The 23,258-nt window shown below is 58.9% G+C and carries 17 protein-coding genes and 1 pseudogene; 15 read left to right on the forward strand and 3 right to left on the reverse strand.

Annotated features, from left to right (window positions below; all coding sequences use genetic code 11):
* Window positions 1-1,033 (reverse strand): NAD(P)-binding domain-containing protein (locus tag QZ571_RS14615; protein ID WP_295536395.1); only part of this gene is annotated, 1,033 nt, incomplete at its 3' end.
* Between the two features lie 65 nt (window positions 1,034-1,098).
* Between QZ571_RS14615 and QZ571_RS14620 the strand changes: the two genes are divergently transcribed.
* Window positions 1,099-1,758, forward strand: coding sequence for a TetR/AcrR family transcriptional regulator (locus tag QZ571_RS14620; RefSeq protein ID WP_295536398.1), 660 nt, complete (start codon window positions 1,099-1,101; stop codon window positions 1,756-1,758).
* Between the two features lie 61 nt (window positions 1,759-1,819).
* Here the strand turns inward: QZ571_RS14620 and QZ571_RS14625 are convergent, their stop codons facing one another.
* On the reverse strand, window positions 1,820-2,179 hold the full coding sequence (locus QZ571_RS14625) for a hypothetical protein (RefSeq protein WP_295536400.1): 360 nt from the start codon (window positions 2,177-2,179) through the stop codon (window positions 1,820-1,822).
* Window positions 2,180-2,658: 479 nt separating this feature from the next.
* On the opposite strand from QZ571_RS14625, the gene QZ571_RS14630 reads away from it, so the two are divergent.
* The 3 genes from QZ571_RS14630 (at window position 2,659) to QZ571_RS14640 (ending at window position 6,851) form a co-directional block, all read left to right on the forward strand.
* Complete coding sequence (locus QZ571_RS14630; RefSeq protein WP_295536404.1) at window positions 2,659-3,084, forward strand: Gfo/Idh/MocA family oxidoreductase; 426 nt, start codon at window positions 2,659-2,661, stop codon at window positions 3,082-3,084.
* 173 nt (window positions 3,085-3,257) lie between these two features.
* Window positions 3,258-4,430 (forward strand): RsmB/NOP family class I SAM-dependent RNA methyltransferase, encoded by a 1,173-nt coding sequence (locus QZ571_RS14635; protein ID WP_295536407.1) that lies wholly within the window; start codon window positions 3,258-3,260, stop codon window positions 4,428-4,430.
* Between the two features lie 138 nt (window positions 4,431-4,568).
* Entirely contained in the window at window positions 4,569-6,851 is a 2,283-nt protein-coding gene (locus tag QZ571_RS14640; protein WP_295536458.1) for an ATP-binding protein, read from the forward strand.
* Here QZ571_RS14640 and QZ571_RS14645 read toward each other — a convergent pair whose 3' ends face one another.
* Window positions 6,852-7,619 (reverse strand): sulfotransferase family 2 domain-containing protein, encoded by a 768-nt coding sequence (locus tag QZ571_RS14645; RefSeq protein WP_295536409.1) that lies wholly within the window; start codon window positions 7,617-7,619, stop codon window positions 6,852-6,854.
* A 38-nt stretch (window positions 7,620-7,657) separates the two neighbouring features.
* Between QZ571_RS14645 and recA the strand changes: the two genes are divergently transcribed.
* From recA to QZ571_RS14700, 11 genes and pseudogenes are all read left to right on the forward strand, one after another.
* Entirely contained in the window at window positions 7,658-8,728 is a 1,071-nt protein-coding gene (gene recA / locus QZ571_RS14650) for a recombinase RecA (protein WP_295536412.1), read from the forward strand.
* A gap of 116 nt (window positions 8,729-8,844) precedes the next feature.
* Window positions 8,845-11,499 carry an alanine--tRNA ligase gene (gene alaS, locus QZ571_RS14655; protein WP_295536415.1) on the forward strand — a complete coding sequence of 885 codons (2,655 nt, stop codon included), beginning with the start codon at window positions 8,845-8,847 and terminating at the stop codon, window positions 11,497-11,499.
* A complete protein-coding gene (locus QZ571_RS14660) occupies window positions 11,499-11,795 on the forward strand; it encodes a DUF1330 domain-containing protein (RefSeq protein ID WP_295536417.1) in 297 nt (98 codons plus the stop codon). The genes alaS and QZ571_RS14660 overlap by 1 nt, the downstream gene beginning before the upstream one ends.
* A gap of 34 nt (window positions 11,796-11,829) precedes the next feature.
* Window positions 11,830-12,624, forward strand: coding sequence for a class II glutamine amidotransferase (locus QZ571_RS14665; protein ID WP_295536420.1), 795 nt, complete (start codon window positions 11,830-11,832; stop codon window positions 12,622-12,624).
* A 200-nt stretch (window positions 12,625-12,824) separates the two neighbouring features.
* Window positions 12,825-14,363, forward strand: a complete 1,539-nt coding sequence (gene cysS / locus QZ571_RS14670; RefSeq protein WP_295536423.1) for a cysteine--tRNA ligase — start codon at window positions 12,825-12,827, stop codon at window positions 14,361-14,363.
* A gap of 106 nt (window positions 14,364-14,469) precedes the next feature.
* Window positions 14,470-16,092 carry a citramalate synthase gene (cimA, locus tag QZ571_RS14675; RefSeq protein ID WP_295536426.1) on the forward strand — a complete coding sequence of 541 codons (1,623 nt, stop codon included), beginning with the start codon at window positions 14,470-14,472 and terminating at the stop codon, window positions 16,090-16,092.
* Window positions 16,089-16,859, forward strand: coding sequence for a squalene/phytoene synthase family protein (locus QZ571_RS14680; RefSeq protein WP_295536429.1), 771 nt, complete (start codon window positions 16,089-16,091; stop codon window positions 16,857-16,859). Before cimA ends, QZ571_RS14680 begins: the two co-directional genes overlap by 4 nt.
* Before the next feature lie 159 nt (window positions 16,860-17,018).
* On the forward strand, window positions 17,019-20,126 hold the full coding sequence (locus QZ571_RS14685; RefSeq protein WP_295536432.1) for a methyl-accepting chemotaxis protein: 3,108 nt from the start codon (window positions 17,019-17,021) through the stop codon (window positions 20,124-20,126).
* 49 nt (window positions 20,127-20,175) lie between these two features.
* Window positions 20,176-21,234: a chemotaxis response regulator protein-glutamate methylesterase gene (locus tag QZ571_RS14690; protein WP_295536435.1), complete on the forward strand. Its 1,059-nt coding sequence runs from the start codon at window positions 20,176-20,178 to the stop codon at window positions 21,232-21,234.
* Window positions 21,231-21,746 (forward strand): chemotaxis protein CheD, encoded by a 516-nt coding sequence (locus QZ571_RS14695; RefSeq protein ID WP_295536438.1) that lies wholly within the window; start codon window positions 21,231-21,233, stop codon window positions 21,744-21,746. The genes QZ571_RS14690 and QZ571_RS14695 overlap by 4 nt, the downstream gene beginning before the upstream one ends.
* Window positions 21,747-21,964: 218 nt before the next feature.
* Window positions 21,965-23,112 (forward strand): annotated as a pseudogene (locus QZ571_RS14700) (IS3 family transposase).
* The last annotated feature ends 146 nt before the right edge of the window (window positions 23,113-23,258 follow it).

The following is a 23,258-nucleotide window of genomic DNA, read 5'->3' on the forward strand; positions in this document are numbered from 1 at the left end:
GATGCATCGCGTTGAGATAAAGATGGGGCGCATCGCCCTGCCAGTTCAGCAATTCGGGGCTGATGAACGGGTAGTGCAGCTTGTAGCCGGTCGCGGCGAGGATCATGTCGTAATCGCTATGCGTGCCATCCTTGAAATGCACCGTCTGCCCGTCGATGCGAGCAATGTCGGGGCGCACTTTCAGATCGCCATGCCCGGCGTGAAACAGCACCAGCGAATTCACCACCGGGTGACTTTGATACAGTTTGTAATCGGGCTTGGGGAAACCGTATTTCGTGGGATCGCCGACGAACCATTTCAGGATCGCGCCATCAATCCGCCGCTTGAGCCACATCGGCAAGCGGATCGCCCCGCCCATCGTATCGGCAGGTTTGCCAAAGACGTATTTGGGCACGAAATAGTAGCCCCGACGCACCGACAGATCGCAGCTGATCCCGTGATGGATCGCATCGACCGCTATGTCACAGCCCGAATTGCCAGCGCCCACCACCAGCACGCGCTTGCCCTTGAATTGCTCGGGGTCGCGATAGGCTGAGGAATGGATCAACTCGCCCGCGAACGCACCGGGAAACTCGGGTATATTCGGCTCGCTCAGCGTGCCATTGGCGATCAAGAGCCCGGCAAAAACCTCGTCATGCTCGCCCGACGCATCGCGCCAGTGAATGCGCCAGCCTTCACCATCGCCGCCCACAGGCTCGGCCCGCGTCACCTGCGCGCCGAAATGGTAAAACCGGCGCAAATCGAAATGATCGGCAAAGTCGCGGAAATAGCGCGCCATCTCGCGGTGGCTGGGATATTCCGCCACCTCCTCGCGCATCGGGAAATCGGTAAATTCCGTCATCCGCTTGGACGAAATCAGATGCGCGCTTTGATACATCGTCGAAAGCGGCCCCTCGATATCCCAAAGCCCGCCCACATCACTGTGCATCTCAAAGCCCTGAAAGGCGATATCTTGTTCGCGCAATACCTTGGCTGCGGCCAGACCCATGGGGCCCGCGCCGATAAGGGCGAATTTGCCCCGCGTGTCTGTCATGCTATGTCTCCTCCCAGAGAGCCATTAAGTTGAACGAATGTTCAAAATAAGCAAGCCCCAGAGTGATGACAGTTAAAAAAGAGAAAAAGCAAAGACTTAGGGCGCCATCCAAGCGTTCTCTCGCGAGTCGTTCACGAATTCTCGATGCCGCAGAGCTGGTTTTTGCGCGGGATGGATTCGAAGGCGCGAAGGTGCGTGATATCGCTGCCGCAGCCGAGGTGCCGCTGGGCTTGGTGCATCATCACGGAGGCGGTAAAGAGGCGCTGTTTCGCGAAGTGGTTGAGCGGCGCGCCGAGGCCCTGTCGCGGCTGCGACTGGCCGCGCTTGCGCAGGCCAAAGCCGATGGGGCGCTGAGTCTAAGTGACATTCTGCGCTGCTTTTTCCAGCCCTATCTGGAGAAGGCTGAGGGTGGCGATGCGCAATGGCTGGCCTATGCGCGCCTAGTTGCGATCGTCTCTGCCGATCCCGCCTGGGCCAAGATTTCGGCCGAGTTGTTTGACCCGACCGCGCAGCGTTTCATTGACGAAATCGCGGGGTTATATCCGCAAGTGAGGCGCGCGGTGGCGGCCGAGGCCTTTGTCTATTCGGTGGCTGCCCTTTTGGCGTTTCTGACCTCGCAATGGCGCGTGGCCGCCCTGTCAGAGGCGGCAGGGGCTCAGGTCACGATTGACGGTCTGGTGGCGTTTTGCGCCGCGGGCTGTGGGGCGCGTCTGACCCAAGGGTAGCCCCTGCGATTGCCCCGCAAAAAACGAACCCACTCAGGGCGCTGGTCGGTAGGATATTGTGCTAAATGGCGCGCTTATTGCAAGGCGCGCGCTCGAAATCCACGGTTTTCTTAGCCTGAGACACCGCTGTCTCAAGATCGCCAAAGACCTGATCGCCGTTGTTCACATTCATCTTAAACCAGTTGTAAACCGGTTTGGTCGCCGCTTCGAATTCGGCCTTTTGCGCGGGGGTAGCATAGATCTGGTCACCCTCGCTTTTGAAGTCTTGATAGGCCTTGATCGATTTGCGCTTGGGCGAGGCAAAGGTTGCCTGTTGCAGCGCATAGAACCCATCGACCACCACGGTGCGGATTTTCATCCCCTTGAGATCGGCGGGCGTCTCTACCGTTTTCTTGGTGTTGGCGAAGTTGCGCCAGCCCACAGGTATTGCAGACTTTCCGCCCCGTTTGAGCAACGCTGGGTGTCGATATACGGCTCGACCTTGATCTTCCCGTTCGAGGCGTTCTCGACATAATCCTTGAGGACGCACAGTGTAAGGTGCGGTTGCTCTTGGGACATCCCGTTTGTTGACGATAGCTTTCCACTGAGGGCTTCGTAAGGCGTCTTGCCCCCGACCGCGCGATGGCGGCGCAGTGGGGCATTTCCGTGGGCCCCTTGCGCCGCGCGCTTGGTTTCTGGATTCGCAACGCCAAGGACCGGGTGAGCTTTGCGCCGATGCCCGCTTGGGCGCGCTTCGCGCTAAGCTGCCGCCCCGGTGACACGGCTGGATATATTGAGCGCTTCAACTGGGCCGACAGCCCCGCGCCGGTTGAATTTTCGTGCACTTGGTTTGACACAAGCCGCGCACATTACGCTAAACGCAGGAGATAGGACAGGCAGCGAGAACGGACACGATCCGCTATGCGATGGATCGGCTGTGGAATGATGGGCCACGAGCCTTTGCGCAATATCGCGCTGCTGCAAGGCACGCAGGTCGCCGCGATTTTTGAACCCGATCCTGAGATGGCCCGCACGGCCTGTGCACTGACGCCCGGGGCGCATCTTGTGGGCTCGATCGCCGAGTTGCTGGCGGTGGAGGCGCTGGATAGCCTTGTCATCACCAGCCCGAACTTTCGCCATCTTGAACAACTCGAAGAAATCGCCGCGACCCGGCCTTTGCCATGGATGCGCGGGGTGTCGTCCGCCTCCGAGATGTCGCTGGGCGATAACGGGGCTGCGGTGGCAATCGGGCAGGCGGTTCAGCGCTCGATTGCGACGGGGCAAGCGGTGGAAATTGCCGCGCATCCATGGCTAGGGGCGGGGGCGAGAGCCTCAGGAACGCTATAAAACGCCTTGATTATTGGGTGTCATTCGTCAATACGAGATTCCGGTTCAGGAGGCGCGGTCTTTTTTGAGACGGGCTTGGATTCTGTGGTTTTTGAGACCGGAAGTATGACATAAATATCCCGCGACAAGGTGTTGAAATGTATGTTTAAATCTCTTCAACTTGCGGGTTTGATGTGACCCCGGGCGCGCGGATTTCAGCCGCGATTTCGCTATTGGATCGCATCGCCACTGGCGAACCGGCAGAACGTGCGCTGACCAATTGGGCGCGCGCGAACCGTTATGCTGGCTCCAAGGATCGCGCCGCAATTCGCGATCACGTCTTTGATGCGCTGCGCTGTCGGGGTTCGTTCGCAGCCCTTGGTGGGGGCGATCAGGGACGGGCCTTGATGCTGGGGATGTTGCGCGCGCAAGGCCTTGATCCCGATGCGCTTTTCACGGGTGAAGGTTATGCGCCAGAGCCTCTGAGCGCAGCGGAACGCGCAGCGCTGACGCTGCCTGCGCCCGATGATCTTGCCGCGCGCGATTGGCCCGCGTGGTTGCGCCCGATCCTGCAGACCGAATTGGGAGATGATTTCGCTGCGATCAGCGAGGCGATGCGCGCCCGCGCCCCTGTTTTCCTACGCGTCAACCTTGCGCGGGGAACGCGCAATCAGGCGCAGGCCGCGCTGGAGGCTGAGGCGATTGCGACCCGCCCCCACCCACTGGCCGCGACCGCATTGGAGGTCACGCAGGGCGCGCGCGCCGTGCAGCGCTCGCAGGCCTATCTGACGGGGCTGGTCGAGGTTCAGGATGCCGCATCACAGGCCGCAGCGGCGCTTTTGCCCTTGGCGCCGGGCGATCGCGTGTTGGATTATTGTGCGGGCGGGGGCGGCAAGGCCTTGGCGATGGCGGCGGCCTGCCAGCAGGCGCAGATCACCGCACATGACGCAGATCCGGGCCGGATGCGAGACCTGCCCGCGCGCGCCAAACGCGCCGGGGCCCAGATATCGCAATCTCCGACAGGGGCGCCAGGCGCGGGCTATGATCTGGTTTTGGTCGACGCGCCTTGTTCCGGTTCCGGCACGTGGCGACGCACGCCAGAGGCGAAATGGCGCCTTGATCGCGCTCGATTGGAGGCGCTGTGTGAATTGCAGTCGCAGATCCTGTCGCAAGCGTGCGATCTCGTCGCGCAGGGCGGGGCGCTGGCCTATATGACATGCTCTATTTTGCGCGCTGAGAACGAAGATCAGTTGGCGAAAATGGCCGCAAAGGGCTGGTCAATTCAGCAAGCGCAGCGGTTTTCGCCGCTTTCAGGAGGCGATGGATTCTTTGCCGCTGTGCTGCGCCGAACGCAGTATTTCCCTTAGTTTTCGCGCAGATTGACTCAATCCTAGGTTGCGTTTCTATGGCCGTTAACGCGGCTTTAATCCTTTATGCGCGCATATAGGAGAAACGATTCTGGGAGGGTTCGCTGCGTGCCGGACCGTGACGCCACATTGCAACCGATGACCCGCACGATGGCGCTGCTGGCACCGGGGGGGATATATCTGGCTTTCGCTGCTGTGATTGCGGCGGGGGTCGGGGTGTTGGTGCCCGATCGCGTGACAATGTGGGCGCTGTTCTCGGCGTCTGGCACCTTGTTGGGGCTCGCGTTGGCAACACGGGTGGCCAGCATCTATCAGCGCGGGCGGCGCACGCAGTTGCACAGCCTGATTTCAGAATTTATTGCCCATGATGCCTCGCCGTCCTTCACGACGGATCGCGACGGCGAAGTCGGGTTTCAAAACCGGGCTGCGGTGGAACGGTTTGGCTCTCGCGGCGGGCAGGTCTTGGCGCGTTCTCTTGGCGAGTTGTTTGCCAATCCCTCCGCAGTTTTGCGTCGCTTGCAAAGCAAGGCGAACGCGTTGGGGGCGGCGCGCGAAGATTTGGTCACCCGGCGCGGCCACGTGCGTCTGTCGGTTCATCAGATCGGGGGCGATGGCTATCTCTGGCGGCTCGAAGATATGGCAGAGCGCCCGGTGGGCGGGCGCGGAGCCGAAACGATCAGCCTGCCGATGCTGACGGTGACGGAAAACGGCACGATCTTGTTTATGAATGAGGCGATGCGCCGTCTTGTCGGAGAGCGGATGCGCACGCTTGAGCGGATTTTTACGGATTTGCCGCTGCGCTCGGGGGAGACCCATGAAATCACGACTCCGGATGGAAAAGTGCGCGCAACCGTAGCGCAGATAGATGGCGGGGGCGGGCGCGCGGAAATCTATCTTTTGCCGATCTCGACCGAACACGCGCAACCAAACGCCGGGGGCTTTGAAAACCTGCCCGTGGCTTTGATGAAATTGGGATCGCATGGCGAGGTGGTCGCCATCAACCGTGCGGCACGTGGATTGTTGGGCAAGGCGGCGCTGGATGTGCATTTGTCTGACCTGCTTGAGGGTTTAGGCCGCCCGGTGAGTGACTGGGTTGCGGATGCACTCGCCGGGCGTGCTGATCGCCGCCCCGAAGTCTTGCGCGCACGCCGCGGGGACAAAGAGGTGTTTTTGCAGGTCACGCTGGCGCGGATCGTCGAAGAGGGACGCGCGGGCTTGATGGCCGTGCTCTCGGATGCCACCCAACTCAAGACGCTCGAGGCGCAATTTGTCCAAAGTCAGAAGATGCAGGCGATTGGTCAGCTCGCCGGGGGCGTGGCGCATGATTTCAACAATCTGCTCACTGCGATTTCGGGCCATTGCGATCTGTTGATGTTGCGCCATGATAAAGGTGATCCCGATTTCGCCGATCTCGATCAGATCAGCCAAAATGCCAATCGCGCCGCTTCTTTGGTCGGTCAGTTACTGGCGTTTTCCCGCAAGCAAACGCTCAAGCCTCAGGTCATCGATTTGCGTGAGACCCTGTCTGACATGACGCATCTGCTCAATCGTCTGGTGGGCGAAAAGGTCTTTCTGGCGCTCACACATGACGCGGAATTGCATTCGATCCGGGCCGATAAGCGCCAGCTCGAACAAGTGTTGATGAACCTTGTTGTGAACGCCCGCGACGCCATGCCGGGCGGTGGCGAAATCAAGATCGAAACCGAAAACCTGCATCTCGTACAGGATATGCCGCGCGATCGGGTCACAGTCCCCAAGGGCGATTATGTCGCCGTCAAAGTGTCAGATGAGGGTACGGGGATTGCGCCCGACAAACTGGGCAAGATTTTCGAACCTTTCTTTACGACCAAACGCACCGGAGAAGGAACCGGTCTCGGGCTATCGACGGCCTATGGCATCGTCAAGCAGACGGGTGGGTATATTTTCTGCGATTCCGTTGTCGGATCTGGGACCTGTTTCACAATCTACCTTCCTGTGCATGAGCACCTCGCGCAGGGCGACGCTGATCAACCGGAGCCTGCTGGCGTGCGTGTGCATTCGGACATGGCTGTGCAGGGCAATGCGACCGTGCTTTTGGTCGAGGACGAAGCCCCCGTGCGCGCCTTTGCCTCGCGTGCTCTCAAACTGCGCGGATATACTGTGATCGAGGCGGAAAATGCTGAAGAGGCGCTGGAAATGCTTGCCGCGCCCGATCTGGATGTCGACATCTTCGTCACAGACGTGATCATGCCGGGAATGGACGGGCCAACTTGGGTCGCCAAGGCGCTCAAAATGCGTCCTGGAACAAAGACCGTCTTCATGTCTGGGTATGCCGAAGACGTCTTTCAGAATGGCGACTGCCCGGTGGAGAATGCCGTCTTTTTGCCCAAGCCCTTCTCACTCAGTGAATTGACCGCAACGGTGCAAAACCAATTGGGCTGATCATCCCAAAGAGTTATACAGAGCGATATCCCGCGCCATGGCTTGGGTCAAATCGGCCTGTGTTTGTTCGGATAGCGCCACATCCACCGCGGGTGGCACGTTGACACGCGGTAAGGTGATCGCAAAATCAAGCTGTTCTTCAAGGAAATGAACAAAGCTGTCGATCTGATCGTAGCGAAATATGGTATCCACATTTGGTTTTCCGGCGGCGTCGCAAAGGAACTCCGATTGCGTGCCAAAATTTGCATGCGCTGGTGTCGGATCGGACATGTAATCTTGGGCGAACTGCTCAAATGAGCGTCCGATCATCGGATGATTGGGGTCCTCATCATCGTCGCGCAGTCGAAACCGGTACCACGACCGCAACCAGTCGATCGGTTGGCGCATCAGCGCGACAGTGGTGAAGGATTCGCCGCTGCGCGCCGCCAAAAAGGGGGCAAAATGTCGATTAAAGTCTTGCGCTGAAATGTGTTTCAATTCCGCAGGCCGTTTTATGGCCACCTCAGCGAGTGGCTCAAGCGCGGCTTCGATTGCCGATGAACCCGCCTTTGGGGTTGCAAGAAAAACTAACTTTTGTTTCCAGAAAATCAGCAAGTTGCCCCCCTTAATCTTAGAATGTTCTCTGCATACCGACTGCTCGCAGCACGGTAAACCTTTCATTAAGCTTCCTGTAGCAGACTGGCCTGGTAAAAATTCGCTTGAAATGTTCTCATTTTGTCCACATAACAGGATGAGAACATCGGGTGAACAGGTCGCGTCGGAACGCATTGCCGCCGCATCATGTCTGTGGAATAAGGATTGGGACAATGGCAGTAGCGAAAATTCTCGAGATGGAAAAACACAATAAAGCAGACAAGCAAAAGGCGCTCGATTCCGCGCTTGCGCAGATTGAGCGGCAATTTGGCAAAGGCTCGATCATGAAGCTTGGGGGCGAGACCCCCGTGCGCGAAATCGAGGCGACGTCAACGGGTTCACTTGGGCTTGATATTGCGCTTGGGATCGGTGGCCTTCCGAAAGGGCGCATCGTTGAAATCTATGGGCCGGAAAGCTCGGGGAAAACCACGCTGACGCTGCATGCAATCGCAGAAGAGCAGAAAAAAGGCGGCGTTTGCGCGTTTGTGGATGCCGAACATGCGCTTGATCCTCATTACGCGCGTAAGCTGGGGGTCGAGCTGGAAGATTTGCTGATCTCGCAGCCCGATACGGGCGAGCAAGCGCTTGAGATTGTCGATACTTTGGTGCGCTCGGGCGCGGTGAGCATGGTCGTTATAGATTCGGTCGCTGCATTGACGCCAAAGTCTGAGATCGAAGGCGATATGGGGGATCATACGGTTGGCGCGCAGGCCCGTTTGATGAGCCAAGCAATGCGCAAATTGACCGCCTCGATCGGGCGCTCAAACTGTATGGTCATCTTTATCAACCAGATCCGTATGAAGATCGGCGTGATGTTTGGCTCACCTGAAACGACGTCGGGTGGCAATGCGTTGAAATTTTATGCATCAGTGCGCCTGGATATCCGCCGCATCGGTGCGATCAAGGATCGTGATGAAGTCGTGGGCAACCAGACCCGTGTGAAAGTGGTTAAAAATAAGGTCGCGCCGCCCTTCAAGCAGGTCGAGTTTGACATCATGTATGGTGAGGGCATTTCCAAGATGGGCGAGCTTGTCGATCTGGGCGTGAAGGCTGGGATCGTTGATAAATCGGGTGCTTGGTATTCCTACGGCGATGAGCGGATCGGGCAAGGGCGCGAAAATGCCAAAACCTTCCTGCGCGAGCACCCTGATCTTGCCTATGAGATTGAAGATAAGATCCGCGCCAGTCACGGGCTTGAGTTTGGTGTGACGGGTGAGGATGACTCGTTAACGGAAGAAGAATAAACGCGCAAAACGCGATTTAGACTGGCCGGGCTACATGCCCGGCCTTTTCACTTGCTGGACAGCACGCGGGGGCGGCGTTAAACGGGAGCGAACCAGCTCGATCAGGCGAGATAAACATGCCCAGCCTTAACGAAATCCGCTCCACGTTTTTGAACTTCTTTGAGCGCAACGGCCATCGTGTCGTTGACAGCTCATCCATTGTTCCGCGCAATGACCCTACCTTGATGTTCACCAATTCCGGGATGGTGCAGTTCAAGAACTGCTTCACCGGAGTGGAAAAACGCGATTATGTGCGCGCGACATCAGCGCAGAAATGTGTCCGCGCAGGGGGCAAGCACAACGACCTCGATAATGTCGGCTACACGGCGCGCCACCATACTTTCTTTGAAATGCTGGGGAATTTTTCCTTTGGCGACTATTTCAAAGAGGGTGCGATCCCTTTCGCTTGGGAATTGCTCACCAAGGATTTCGACATTCCGAAGGATCGCCTTCTGGTCACCGTCTACCACACAGATGATGAGGCGGCCCAGATGTGGAAGAAGGTCGCGGGCCTGCCAGACGAGCGCATTATTCGCATCCCCACGAATGACAATTTCTGGCAGATGGGCCCGACTGGCCCTTGTGGCCCTTGCACCGAGATTTTCTTTGATCACGGCGACAAGATTTGGGGTGGCCCGCCGGGCAGCGCAGATGAAGATGGCGACCGCTTCATCGAGATCTGGAACCTTGTTTTCATGCAGAACGAGCAGTTCGAAGATGGCTCGATGCGCGCGCTCGATATGCAATCGATCGACACCGGCATGGGCCTGGAGCGGATCGGTGCGCTGCTTCAGGGCAAGCATGACAATTACGACACTGATCTGATGCGCCACCTGATCGAGGCCTCGGCGAATGCGACTTCGAGCGATCCGGACGGGCCGGGCAATGTGCATCACCGTGTGATCGCCGATCACCTGCGCTCGACTTCGTTCCTGATTGCGGATGGGGTGATGCCGGCGTCGGACGGGCGCGGCTATGTGCTGCGTCGCATTATGCGCCGCGCGATGCGCCATGCGCATCTTCTGGGTGCGAAAGACCCGGTGATGTATCGTCTTGTGCCTGCTTTGGTGCGCGAAATGGGGGCGGCTTATCCCGAATTGGGCCGTGCGCAGGCGCTGATTGAAGAGACGCTTTTGTCTGAGGAGACGCGGTTCAAAACTACGCTGGATCGCGGTCTGAAGCTGCTGGATGAGGCGCTGGTTGACCTGCCTGACGGCGATAAACTGCCCGGTGAAACCGCGTTCAAATTGTACGACACCTACGGCTTCCCGCTGGATTTGACTCAGGATGCGCTGCGCGAAAAGGCGCGTGAGGTTGACACCGAGGGATTTGATTCTGCGATGGCCGAGCAAAAGGCCAAAGCGCGCGCAAGCTGGTCGGGTTCGGGCGAGGCTGCGGATGCAGCGATCTGGTTTGATATTGCCGAGAAAACCGGCACGACCGAATTCCTGGGCTATGATACCGAGAGCGCCGAGGGTCAGATTGTGGCGCTTGTCTCTGAGGGCGCGCGTGTGGATACGTCTCAGGGCAAGGTGCAGATTGTCACCAACCAGACACCGTTTTATGCCGAAAGTGGCGGGCAGGTCGGCGATCAAGGCGTGATCGTGACCGGCACGGGCAAGGCGCGAGTGAGCGACACGAGAAAGGTTGCCGGTGTGTTCATCCATTTCGCCGATGTGACCGAAGGCGAGATCGCGGTCGGGCAGGGCGCACGCCTTGAGGTCGATCATGCGCGCCGCTCGGCGATCCGGGCCAATCACTCGGCGACGCACCTGCTACACGAAGCATTGCGCCGCGCTTTGGGCGATCATGTCGCGCAGCGCGGCTCGCTGAATGCCGCCGACCGTTTGCGCTTTGATTTTTCGCATAACAAGGCGATGAGCGCGGATGAAATCATCAAGATTGAGCGCGAAGTCAATGAATTCATTCGCCAAAATACGCCGGTTGAAACCCGAATTATGACGCCCGACGACGCGCGCGGGCTTGGGGCTCAGGCGTTATTTGGTGAGAAATATGGCGACGAGGTGCGTGTTGTCTCGATGGGCACCCTACCGGGATCGCACAAGGGCGCGCGCGGCGATGTCTATTCGCTGGAACTTTGCGGGGGCACCCATGTGGCACGCACCGGCGATATTGGCAGCTTCGTTTTGACCGGCGAAACGGCCTCTTCGGCCGGGGTGCGCCGGATTGAAGCGCTGACAGGGGACGCCGCGATGAGCGAATTGCGCCGTCGTGATCTGTTGTTGTCGGATATGGAAGCGCTGCTGAAAGTAAGCGAGCAAGATGTGCTTGCGCGTCTGCAAGCGATCCTGGATGAGCGCAAGGCGTTGAGCAACGAGGTCGCGCAATTGCGTCGCGAGCTGGCGATGGGGGGCGGTGCCTCTGGTGGTGCAGAGACGCAGGAAATCAATGGCTTGAAGTTCCTTCCTCAGGTGGTTTCCGGTGTCACTGGCAAGGATTTGCCCGGCATTGTCGACGCCCTCAAAGAGCAAATCGGCAGCGGTGTGATCTTGGTTGTGGCCGATACGGGTGGCAAGGCTGCTGTAGCGGCGGGCGTCACCTCCGATCTGACAGATCGTGCGAGCGCCGTGGATATGGTCAAGGCGGCAGCGGTTGCGCTTGGGGGTAAGGGCGGCGGTGGTCGTCCTGACATGGCGCAGGCGGGCGGGGCCGATCCGTCGAAATCTGAAGATGCGGTTGCGGCCGTAAAATCTTATCTGGAGGGGCTATAATGGCAGGCGCATATTGGATCGCACATGTGAAGGTCACCGACCCTGAAGCCTATGGCAAATATGCTGCGGGCGCCGGTCCTGCAATTGCCAAGCATGGTGGCAAGTTTCTGGCGCGCAACACGCGCTATGTGCAGCTTGAAGGCAATGATCGTTCGCGCAATGTCTTGGCGTGGTTTCCCAGCCTTGAGGCGGCCGAGCAATGCTATCACTCGGACGACTATCAAGCCGCACTGGCCCATGCCAAAGGCGCATCCGAGCGTGATCTGATGATCCTTGAGGCCAGCGACGAACTTTAAGGTCGTCTTGCAACGTTTTGATAGGAAATAACGAATGTGTCGCTGGGCTGCCTATGTCGGAGAGCCGATCTTTATTGAAGACATTGTCAGCCGCCCAGGCCATTCCCTGATCCATCAAAGCCAATGTGCCACGATGTGTCACACCGCGATCAATGCTGATGGGTTCGGTGTGGCGTGGTATGGCGAGCGCCCCGAACCGGGGCTGTATCGCGACGTGATGCCCGCTTGGTCGGACCCTAATCTGCGCTCGTTAACTGAAACGGTGAAGTCGGGGCTGTTTCTCGCGCATGTGCGCGCCTCGACCGGCTCGGCCACCTCGCGCAACAATTGCCACCCGTTTCGCCATGGCCGTTGGTCATTCATGCATAACGGGCAGGTTGGCGGTTATGACGGGTTTCGTCGCGCCGGCGAGATGATGATCCCCGACAGCCTGTATCCTGAACGGCGCGGTGCCACCGATAGCGAGGCGCTGTTCTTGGTCGCGATGGCTGAGGGGATGGAGGCCGATCCCAAATGTGCGCTTGAACGCGCTACCGCCCGGTTTGAAACGCTGGCGCGCGAGCGTGGGGTCGCGCCTTATATGCGGCTGACGGCGGCATTTTCCGATGGTGTGCGCCTGTATGCGGTGCGCTATGCGAGCGATGATCACGCGCCCTCGCTGTATCATCGTTGGTCAGATACGCGCCGGGGCCGGGCGGTGGTGTCAGAGCCGCTGGAAGTCGGTGAATGCGATTGGCACGAGGTGCCGCCGGGCTCATTTTGCACCTTTGAGGGCAAACGCGTGAGCATCGAACCGTTCGAGCCCTTACGGATGCCGCTTGCGTCGTGAAGGACATGCGGGATCGCGCGTCCAAAAGGGCTGGACGGCGGCGCGCGCCGGGTCTAGGTTTGCGCGCATGAACACCGTGAGCACCATCATCTGCTGCATTATCCGCTGACATCTGTCACGCGGGCCGGTCGTCTCTTTCCAAAATTGCCATGACCTTGTAAGCCCGCTGGCAGGTTCAGCTTTGCCTATTGCGAGGACACATGACCCAGATCCGTTTGCGCAACTCCCTGACCCGCAAGGTCGAGGATTTTACGCCCATCGACGCGCAAAACGTGCGGATGTATCTGTGCGGCCCAACGGTCTATGACCGCGCTCACTTAGGCAATGCGCGCCCGGTGGTGGTGTTTGACGTCCTCTATCGGCTGTTGCGCCATGTATATGGCGAAGATCATGTCACCTATGTGCGCAATTTCACCGATGTGGATGACAAGATCAACGCGACCGCCTTGGCGCGCCAGAAGGCCGGGGCCGAGGGGTCGTTGGAGGATCTGATCCGCGCGCGCACGGAAGAAACCATCGGCTGGTATCACGATGATATGGAAGCGCTTGGCGCGCTGTCCCCGACCCATGAGCCGCGCGCGACCGATTATATCGGGGCGATGATTGCGATGATCGAAAAGCTGGTCGCCGAGGATCACGCCTATGCCGCTGAGGGCCATGTGCTGTTTCGCGTGCGCAGCTACAAGGACTACGGCGCGCTTTCGGGGCGCACGGTTGATGACATGATCGCAGGCGCGCGGGTCGAGGTCGCGCCCTATAAAGAAGACCCGATGGATTTCGTGCTCTGGAAGCCCTCGGATGCGAACGAACCCGGCTGGGACAGCCCTTGGGGGCGCGGGCGTCCGGGCTGGCATATCGAATGCTCGGCGATGAGTTATGAGCTGCTGGGCGCGAGTTTCGACATCCATGGCGGTGGCATTGATCTGCAATTCCCCCATCATGAGAACGAGATCGCGCAAAGCTGCTGCGCCCATCCCGAGGGCAGCTTTGCGCGCTATTGGGTGCACAATGAGATGCTGCAGGTCGAGGGCAAGAAGATGTCCAAGAGCTTGGGCAATTTCTTTACCGTGCGCGATTTGTTGGACGCGGGACTTCCGGGGCCAGAGCCCGTTCCGGGCGCAGTCATTCGCTACGTCTTCCTGCAGACTCACTACACAAAACCGATGAATTGGCGGCAAGCTTACGCAGTTTCCGCCAAGCGTCGTCTCGACATATGGTCATCAGAAGTTGACACAGATGAGACGGTGAAAGCGGAGTTTGGGGTTAGTCCGAAGACTAAGGACCTATTTGCAAAAAAATATGTCGGCCAAGCCGTGCTTGATGCTCTTTGCGATGACCTCAATACTTCACTTGCCCTCACGAAACTCATTGCCACGGGCAAAGAAGTTGAAGGCCTGGCTGGAGCCCAAATTAGCGGTGATGAGAAACTCGCGATCCGTAGGCGGCTAGTTGCGGGGTGTTGGCTCCTTGGGATTGATCTTGTCCAATACGCAAAGGAGACGACTGCGAAGTCGGTTGATCTCACGGCTTTCGAAAGCAAACTTTCCGATCTGCGCGTGCGGGCGATGGAAGCCGGCAAAGCTGCTATTTCAAAGGAGGAGAAGGCGGCAGCTTTCGCTCCAGTCGATGCGATGAAAGCGTCCCTTGTTGCGGCGGGCGTCGAGGTGCGGATGTCGAAAGTGGGCGTGGAACTGCTGCCCGGTCCCGATTTCGACCCCGCCAAACTGGAGGACCTGTAATGACGTGCTCACCGCAGGTTTGCCACCGGCCCGAGGGCGGGCGCGCTTTCGGGCGCGACCCGGCGTGCCGCCGAGCGGGGCATATGATTGATGAAGGCGCAAAATTATGACCCGTGAACGCCTCTATCTCTACGACACCACTCTGCGCGACGGTCAGCAGACGGCGGGGGTGCAGTTCTCGGTGCCTGAAAAGGTCGAGATCGCGCGCGCGCTCGACGCCATCGGGATCGACTATATTGAGGGCGGCTGGCCCGGCGCGAACCCGACCGACAGCGAGTTTTTCGACGCGCGCCCCCAGACCCGTGCGACCTTCACGGCCTTTGGGATGACCAAGCGGGCAGGGCGCTCGGCGGCCAATGACGATGTGCTGGCAGGGGTGATGAACGCCAATACGCCTGCCGTTTGTCTGGTCGGCAAGACCCATGATTTTCACGTCACCGCGGCGCTTGGGATCACGCTGGACGAGAACCTCGAAAATATCCACGCGAGCGTGGCCCATATGGTGGCCCAAGGCCGCGAGGCGCTATTTGACGCCGAGCATTTCTTTGACGGGTACAAGGCTAATCCCACCTATGCGCTGGATTGCTGCTTGGCTGCGTATCAGGCGGGCGCGCGCTGGGTTGTGCTCTGTGACACCAATGGCGGCACGCTACCCGGCGAGATCACGCAAATCGTGGGCGCGGTGATCGCGGCGGGCATTCCGGGGGATCACTTGGGCATCCATTGCCATGACGATACCGGCAATGCGGTGGCCGGTAGCTTGGCCGCGATCGAGGCCGGGGTGCGTCAGGTGCAGGGCACGCTCAACGGGCTGGGCGAGCGCTGCGGCAATGCCAACTTGATCTCGCTGATCCCGACGCTGCTGCTTAAGGAGCCCTTCGCCTCCACGCTGGAAACCGCGATCTCGGACGAGGCGCTGGCCGGGATCACCAAGCTCTCGCGCAAGCTCGATGACATCCTCAACCGCGTGCCGTTGCGCTCTGCGCCTTATGTCGGGGCCTCGGCCTTCACGCACAAGGCCGGGCTGCATGCCAGCGCGATCCTGAAAGATCCCTCGACCTACGAACATATCGAACCGGCTTTGGTCGGGAATACGCGCTTGATCCCGATGTCCAATCAGGCGGGCCAGTCCAACCTGCGCGCGCGGCTGAAATCTATGGGGATCGAGGTGGCGCGCGACCATCCCGCGCTGCCGAGCATCCTTGATCTGATCAAGGAGCGCGAGGATCAGGGCTATGCCTATGACGGCGCGCAGGCCAGTTTCGAGCTGCTTGCACGGGCCGAACTGGGCCTGCTGCCGCAATTCTTCGAGGTCAAGCGCTACAAGGTCACGGTCGAACGGCGCAAGAATCGCTATGATCAGATGGTCTCGATCTCCGAGGCCGTGGTGGTGGTGAAAGTGGCCGGGCAAAAGATGCTGTCGGTGAGCGAAAGCATGGACGATCAGGGCCATGATCGCGGCCCCGTCAACGCGCTGTCTAAGGCGCTGAGCAAGGATTTAGGCCCCTATCAGGCCTATATCGACGACATGAAACTGGTCGATTTTCGCGTCCGCATCACCCAAGGCGGGACCGAGGCCGTGACCCGCGTGATTATTGATTCCGAAGACGGGGCCGGACGGCGCTGGTCCACCGTGGGCGTGTCGCCCAACATAGTGGACGCCAGTTTCGAAGCCCTTCTGGATGCGATGATCTGGAAGCTGCTGCGCGATGGCGCGCAACCGGCATGAGCGATCTTGCTACCAGCTTGCACGCCTGCGCCGAGGCCGTGCGCAAGGGCGATCCGGACCGGTTTGCCGCGACCATGGCCACACCCGCGCCGCTGCGCGACCGGCTTTGGCCGCTTTACGCCGCCAATCTTGAAATCGCGCGCGCGCCTTGGGCGTCTAGCGAGCCGATGGTGGCAGAAATGCGTCTGCAATGGTGGATTGATGCGCTTGAAGGGGTGGGCGAGGGGCGCGAACCGCCCCATGAAATCGGTCCCGCTTTGGTGCAGGTCGCCGCGCCCGCGCGTCATCTGATTGCTGTAGCCGAGGCGCGGCGTGCCGATTGCTGGCCCGAGCCGATGAGCGATGCGTCTGCGCTTTGGGCCTATCTCGATCAGACCGCGGGAAGTGTCTATTGGGCGGGCGCCGAGGCACTTGGGGCGGATCTGCAGGCCGAGGTTGCGGTGCGCGCCTTTGGTTCTGCTGCGGGCTTGGCGGCACTTTTGCAGGCGGTGCCCGAACTGGTAGCCCGCGCGCGCGCGCCCGTCGCCGATCTGTCGCACGAGGCGCTGGCCGCCTATGCGCGTGAGGGACTTGCGCGGCTTGACTTTGCGCGCCAATCCCGCGCGCTCAAGGGGTCCGCGCGCGTGGCGTTGATACCCGGTTGGCAGGCGCGGGCGCAGCTCAAACGGGTGTGTGCCGCGCCGGAAACCGTCGCGGCGGGCGGGCTTGAACGTTCTGAATTTTCCCGCCGTGTTGGCCTGTTGCGCGCTGCTTTCGGGGCATTTTAGGCGCGCAGGCCCGCATTAGATTGCATTTTAACAAACGCATCCCGCTAAAATCGCATCGGTATTTAGCAAATCTTCAGGTCTTGGCCCGATGGTCGCATCAAGGCCGTCCCGGTTTTGGGCGGCCCCGATTGTCTGCCAACGTCCCGCCGGAGAATTTGCATGCGTTTTTTGAACAATCTGAAGCTGTCGATCAAGCTTCCTCTGATGCTGGTTGCCATCGCGATGGTGGCACTGACGATTATGGGGGCTCTGGCTTATCGCGAAGCCTATGGTTTGCTCAAGACCGAAGGCTCGGCGCGGTTGCAACGCACGTTGAACACGCGCGTTGCAGGCATTGCCATCTGGGAAGAGCGGGTGCTAAGCGATCTGCGGTCGTTAGCGGGCAACGCCGTCACCGCGCGTGCTCTGTATGATTTCAATCGTGGTTGGAAACAGTTGGGCGAGGAGGCCGCCCAAACCGTGTCGCGTGCCTATCGCGATGAAAATCCCAACAGTCCCGAAGAACGCTCCAAGCTTGAATATGCCGGCGACGCGACGGATTACTCGATCCAGCATCGCCGCTATCATACAGGGTTCCTGACCGAGGCGACGCAAAAGGGCTATAGCGACCTCTATCTGATCGATCGCACCGGACGGGTGGTCTATTCGATCAATAAAGACGCAGAGTTCGCCGCTGATCTGACGCAAGGCGCAGGGCCGCTGGAAACCTTGGCAACCGAGGGCGCAGAGGCGCCGGTCGGGAAAATCTTCACCAGTGACATTCTAATCAATGGCAATACGAGCGAGATCTATGCCGCAATGCCCGTGTTCAGTGCCAATGGGATGCGCCTTGGCGTACTTGCCGTGCGCATTCCTGCAACGGCCCTTGGTGTTCAGATTGGGGTCGCACGTGGCTTGGGCGAGACGGGCGAGGGCTTTGTCGTCGATAGCGCCGGGCAGTTGCTTAATGTGTTGCGCCACCCTGTCGAGGGAGTCGTGCCGGGCTCGGTGATTGAGACACTGGCCGTCAAAGACGCGCTTGCGGGGGGCAATGGTCTGGTTGTGGAAATCGGCCTTGAAGGCCGATCTGTCACAGCCGCCTATATGCCGTTTTCCCTCTTTGATCGCAGCTATGCGGCCGTGGTGGAGCAGGATACGAGCGAACTTTTTGCTTCCGCGACGACGCTCGCGCGCTCTATGCTGTTTCATGCCAGCTGGCTTGTCCTACTTCTTGGGGCACTTTCCACGCTGATGGCGCGCTCGGTATCTTCGCCCCTGCGCAAACTTGGCGCCACGATCCGCGCCATCGCGATGGGCGAGCGCACGCAAAAAGTGCATGGCACTGCGCGGCGCGATGAGGTGGGCGTTATCGCCTCCGCGCTCGACGAGTTGCGTGCTGATTTGCTGCATGCCGATGCGGTTGCGCAAGATGCCCACATACAAGGCACTGCATTTCAAAATGCGTCCGCAGCCCTGATGATGGTCAACCCTGATTTCCACATCATCCATGTTAATAAGGCTTTGGTTAATCTGGTAAACAGCCGGATTGACGCATTCCGCGAAGTCACCCCTGATCTTGAAGCGGATAAACTGGTTGGGAGATCGTTGAATGATATTCATGTTCTGCCCGAAGCTGCGCGCGCCCAGATTAGTGATCGTTCGCATATGCCTCTGCATGTTGACATCAAGGTGGGTGAGGGTCGATTTGGCGTGGGAGTCACTGAAATCACGGATGAAACCGACTCGGTGATTGGTCTGGTGGTCGAGCTGCGCGACGTGACGCAAATGCGGGCTCAGCGTGCTTTGATCGACGCGATTGATGCCCATCAACTGGTCTGTGATATCAATCCGAATTTTGTGATTACGCGCTTGAACGATAAAATCCGCGCAATGCTGGGGCAGGGCTGTGATGCGCTGCTGGGTAAGGATATGCGCGTCATTTTGTCCGCGCCTGATGGGCGCGACATCTGGAGCGCACCTTCGGCCCTCAAGGCGGTTCAAGGCCGCTTCACACTGACGGGACCGGATGGGCGCACTCACCTTGTTGAGGGCACGATCAATCCTGTCGCCGATCGCAGCGCGCGGTTGATGAAAATCGTCCTTATCGCGGCTGATGTAACCGCAGACACTGCAGCTTTGGAGCAGGCGCAAGCGCGCAATTCCGCAATGGTGGCCGCGCAGGAAACAGTGGTAGAGGCGTTGCGTCTTGGTCTGGGGGCCTTGTCGCAAGGGGATCTGACGGCGGATATTTCCGAGGAATTTGAACCACAATACGAACCATTGCGGGCTGATTTCAATGCTGCGGTCAGCAACCTGTGCATGGCAATGCAGATCGTCAATGATAACGCTACGACGATTGATGGCGAGGCGCGTGAGATTTCGAATGCCTCCGAAGACCTGTCCAAACGTACCGAACAACAAGCCGCAACGCTTGAAGAAACCGCTGCCGCTTTGGGTGAGTTGAGCGCCTCAGTCAGTGCCTCGGCACAAGGTGTGGCGGAAGCAGATCGTGTCGTTTCGGATGCGCGCAAAAGTGCAGAGGATTCGGGTGAAATTGTGAAACAGGCGGTATCCGCAATGAGCGAGATCGAGACCAGTTCACAGAAGATTTCCAAGATCATTGGTGTCATTGACGAAATCGCGTTCCAAACCAACCTTCTCGCGCTCAACGCAGGGGTTGAGGCCGCGCGCGCGGGCGAGGCCGGGCGTGGCTTTGCGGTCGTCGCCTCTGAGGTGCGCGCTCTGGCGCAACGCTCCTCGGATGCGGCGCGTGAAATCGATACGTTGATCACTGCCTCATCTGATCATGTCACCCGTGGCGTTGATCTTGTGGGGGAGACTGGGCGCGCGCTCGAAGGAATTTTGGGCTCTGTGCTTGATGTGGCTGATCGCGTCTCACAAATCGCGCAGAACGCGCGCGAGCAAGCACTTGGCCTCACTGAAATCAACACCGCGATGACGCAACTTGACCAGGTGACCCAACAAAACGCGGCAATGTTTGAACAGACCACGGCAGCCAGTCATTCGCTCAATCAAGGTGCGCGCGAGCTCAGTGAGACGATGCAACAATTTAAGGTGCCGGCAACCGCTACTTTGTCGACTCCGCCAGCTTCAGCGATCTCTAAAACTCGCACTTCGGCCGCGCCTCCGCCTAAACCTGCCGAGCCACCTCGAATGGCACCCCAGGCCTTGCCGGCTAAGCCTGCTGCGGCGCGCACAGCGCAGGTCACGCAGCAAAGCGCTGCGCTCAAGTTTGAGGCGAGCGAGGATGATTGGGAAGATTTTTGAGACGCCCCAGGCCCATGCGCGTCACATTTGATCGCATAAAGGAGAAAACATGCCGGTCAAAAAGGTTCTAATCGTCGATGATTCTGCGACGATCCGTCAGTTGATCCGCTCAATCATAGCGGATGACACACGTCTTCTTGTGGTTGGAGAGGCCGCAGACCCATATGAAGCGCGCGAAAAAATCAAGACGCTGAACCCGGATGTTTTGACCCTCGATGTTGAAATGCCCCGGATGAACGGGCTGGAGTTTCTCGAAAAACTGATGCGGTTGCGGCCGATGCCGGTGGTGATGGTCTCGACCGAGACCCATAAAGGATCAGCGGCAGCGCTCGAGGCGCTTTCACTCGGTGCTGTCGAATGTATCGGTAAGCCACGGCTGAAAGCGACCGCTGAGGCATTTTGGAATTTAGCTGACTTGCTGGTGGCAGCGTCCACAGCACGGCTTCGCGCAGCCGGGCCACGCCCGAAACTGACGCCGGCCGCGGGGTTCGATTGGAATGGCAAGATCGCGTTGGTCGGCTCATCAACCGGCGGTGTAGATGCATTGGAAACGCTCCTATCGGAATTTCCAGAAAACTGCCCTCCAACTGTAATCACCCAACATATGCCCGAGACATTTCTGGCCAGTTTTGCTGCGCGATTGCAGCGCCAGATTGAACCTCAGTTAGCACTCGCAACTCCTGATGCTCCGCTGGAGCAGGGGCGTATCTATCTTGCGCCGGGCGGTGCATATCACCTGGCGCTCGCACGGGGGGAGCCAGCGCGCTGCACGCTGGTGGGAGAAGAAAAACGAAGTGGCCATCGACCCTCGGTCGATGTTTTGTTCGAGTCTGCGCAGTTTCTTGGCGATCGTGCGGTCGGAGTTCTGCTGACAGGTATGGGCCGAGATGGAGCGGAAGGGATGCTAAAACTCCGTCAGGCAGGCGCGCGTTGCTTGGCGCAAGACGAGGCTAGCTCGGTTGTTTTCGGGATGCCGCGTGCAGCGTTGGAAACCGGCGGCGCGGAACGCGCGGTGCCACTTGACGCAATGGCGAGAGAGGTTTTGGCCTTGTGCACGCGTCAGCCCCCAGTTGCACAACGGTTTGTCACACGCGGGAGGGTGGTATGAATAGCCCGATCCGCCCACAACATATTTCTCAGGGCGAGTATGCCTCATCGGGATCCGGTGGGCGTTCCATCACCACAATCTTGGGATCATGTGTCGCATCGTGTCTGTATGACGAAAGCGCGAAAGTCGGTGGGATGAATCATTTTCTTCTTCCTGAAAGCAACAATGTCACTGTCCAGGCTGCAAGTTTTGGCGTGAACGCGATGGAACTGCTGATCAACGATTTGATCAAACTTGGCGCGCGACGCGACCGGTTGAAATGCAAGGTGTTTGGCGGTGCGCGTATGATCGCTGGGCTTTCGGATGTCGGGCAAAAGAACGCGTATTTTGTGCTTGATTTTCTTCGGCGCGAAGGGATCGAGTGTTCAGGCCAAAGTCTTGGTGGCACCCAGGCGAGACGGATTGAATTTTGGCCAGACAGTGGTCGCGCACGACAAAAGATGTTGGGAGAGGCGCAGATATTCGAACCAATCAAACCGCCAGAACCGGTTAGCGATGTTGAGTTGTTTTAGGATCCACCCCAGCTTTGTCGCACAAATCGGCTGATGGAGGGGGGCTTTCCCCGGAAACCTGAGAACGGCAGTGGCTCTGTTGCACAAATCTTGTGAGGGGATTCATCTTGTGAATCCAGCATGCTAGCTGGGCGGCACTGCTCTGCCCCTGAAAACTGGACCGTTTGGAACTGGAGTTTTTGGCTAAGCTTTCCTGGCTGGGAGAGGAGTTGAGAACGATGAAGGCATCGAAGTTCACGGAGGCGCAGAAGGCGTTCATCTTGAAGCAGGGCGGGGAAGGCACATCGGTCGCAAAGATCTGCGGCAAGGCCGGGATCAGTCAGGCGACCTACTTCAACTGGAGTGCGGCGGGGCTGCAAACAATCCGGGGGACTGTTTGCCCATCAAACGCGATATGGCGGCTTGCTGCCGGACGAGATGCGGCGGCTGAAGCCGCTCGAGGACGAGAATGCCCGGCTGAAGAAGATCGTGGCCGACCTGACGCTCGACCGCGATATGTTGTGAGGCACGTCATCCGCCGAAAGCTTTAAGGCCTGCCTGGAAGCGCAAGCTGGTTGACGGGATGCTGGTGGACTGGGGCGTATCGATCCGGCGGGCATGTGATGCCCTGCGGTTCTATGCCTCGACTTACCACTACAAGTCCCGCCGCCCCGGGCAGGCCGCGCTGGAACGAAGGATCAAGGAGATCTGCGAAAGGCGCGTGCGGTATGGCTACCGGCGCGTCCACGTCGTGTTGTGGCGAGAGGGCTGAGAGATCAATATGAAAAAGACACGTCGGATTTACAAAGAGTTGGGCCTTCAGTTGCGCAACAAGAATCCCAAGCGACGGGTTAAGGCGAAGCTTCGCGAAGACCGCCAGGAAGCCGTCGGCCCAAACGATATCTGGGCGATGGATTTCGTTCACGACCAACTCGCTATGGGTAAGAAGCTCCGCATTCTGACCATTGTTTACACCCATTCGAGGTTCAGACCGGCGACTGATCCTCGCTTCGTCTACCGCGGCGAGGACGTCGTCCAGACCTTAGAACGCATCTATGCCCGCATCGGCTACCCCAAGACGATCCGGGTCGACAACGGCAGCGAATTCAAATCTCGCGACCTCGATCTCTGGGCCTACGCCAACAACGTCACCCTCGACTTCTTACGGCCTGGGAAGCCCACCGAGAACGGGAATATCGAAGCATTCAATAGCAAGCTGAGGTCGGAATCTCTGAACGCGCACTGGTTTATGAGCCTTGCGGATGCCCACGAAAAGCTGGAGGATTGGCGTAGGCACTACAACGAGGACCGACCCCACAGTGCGATCGGCTACAACGTCCCGATTGTCATGCATTACCCTGATGGCGTCACCAGCCCGTTATCGTGAAGAAGCTGGAAAAATCTAGCTTCCGGCGGCCCAAGCTTGGGGAGCGGAGCATAACCCCAAGGACTCCGCGCAAAGCTGGAGGGGAATTGGGGCTCAGGTCACGACCATTCGATACGTCGCGCAGAAATTTTGATGTCCGGAGGGCG

It is taken from the genome of uncultured Thioclava sp., from assembly GCF_913064665.1.
In the GTDB taxonomy this organism is placed as follows: domain Bacteria; phylum Pseudomonadota; class Alphaproteobacteria; order Rhodobacterales; family Rhodobacteraceae; genus Thioclava; species Thioclava arctica.

What these genes read in the sequence shown, in the direction of transcription:
- QZ571_RS14660 (WP_295536417.1), top strand. Translation starts at nt 11,499, where the DNA reads ATGGCAGGCGCATATTGGATCGCACATGTGAAGGTCACCGACCCTGAA.
- cimA (WP_295536426.1), top strand. Translation starts at nt 14,470, where the DNA reads ATGACCCGTGAACGCCTCTATCTCTACGACACCACTCTGCGCGACGGT.
- QZ571_RS14620 (WP_295536398.1), top strand. Translation starts at nt 1,099, where the DNA reads ATGACAGTTAAAAAAGAGAAAAAGCAAAGACTTAGGGCGCCATCCAAG.
- QZ571_RS14695 (WP_295536438.1), top strand. Translation starts at nt 21,231, where the DNA reads ATGAATAGCCCGATCCGCCCACAACATATTTCTCAGGGCGAGTATGCC.
- QZ571_RS14685 (WP_295536432.1), top strand. Translation starts at nt 17,019, where the DNA reads ATGCGTTTTTTGAACAATCTGAAGCTGTCGATCAAGCTTCCTCTGATG.
- QZ571_RS14690 (WP_295536435.1), top strand. Translation starts at nt 20,176, where the DNA reads ATGCCGGTCAAAAAGGTTCTAATCGTCGATGATTCTGCGACGATCCGT.
- QZ571_RS14680 (WP_295536429.1), top strand. Translation starts at nt 16,089, where the DNA reads ATGAGCGATCTTGCTACCAGCTTGCACGCCTGCGCCGAGGCCGTGCGC.
- QZ571_RS14630 (WP_295536404.1), top strand. Translation starts at nt 2,659, where the DNA reads ATGCGATGGATCGGCTGTGGAATGATGGGCCACGAGCCTTTGCGCAAT.
- QZ571_RS14665 (WP_295536420.1), top strand. Translation starts at nt 11,830, where the DNA reads ATGTGTCGCTGGGCTGCCTATGTCGGAGAGCCGATCTTTATTGAAGAC.
- QZ571_RS14640 (WP_295536458.1), top strand. Translation starts at nt 4,569, where the DNA reads ATGACCCGCACGATGGCGCTGCTGGCACCGGGGGGGATATATCTGGCT.
- QZ571_RS14645 (WP_295536409.1), bottom strand. Translation starts at nt 7,619, where the DNA reads ATGCGTTCCGACGCGACCTGTTCACCCGATGTTCTCATCCTGTTATGT.
- cysS (WP_295536423.1), top strand. Translation starts at nt 12,825, where the DNA reads ATGACCCAGATCCGTTTGCGCAACTCCCTGACCCGCAAGGTCGAGGAT.
- recA (WP_295536412.1), top strand. Translation starts at nt 7,658, where the DNA reads ATGGCAGTAGCGAAAATTCTCGAGATGGAAAAACACAATAAAGCAGAC.
- alaS (WP_295536415.1), top strand. Translation starts at nt 8,845, where the DNA reads ATGCCCAGCCTTAACGAAATCCGCTCCACGTTTTTGAACTTCTTTGAG.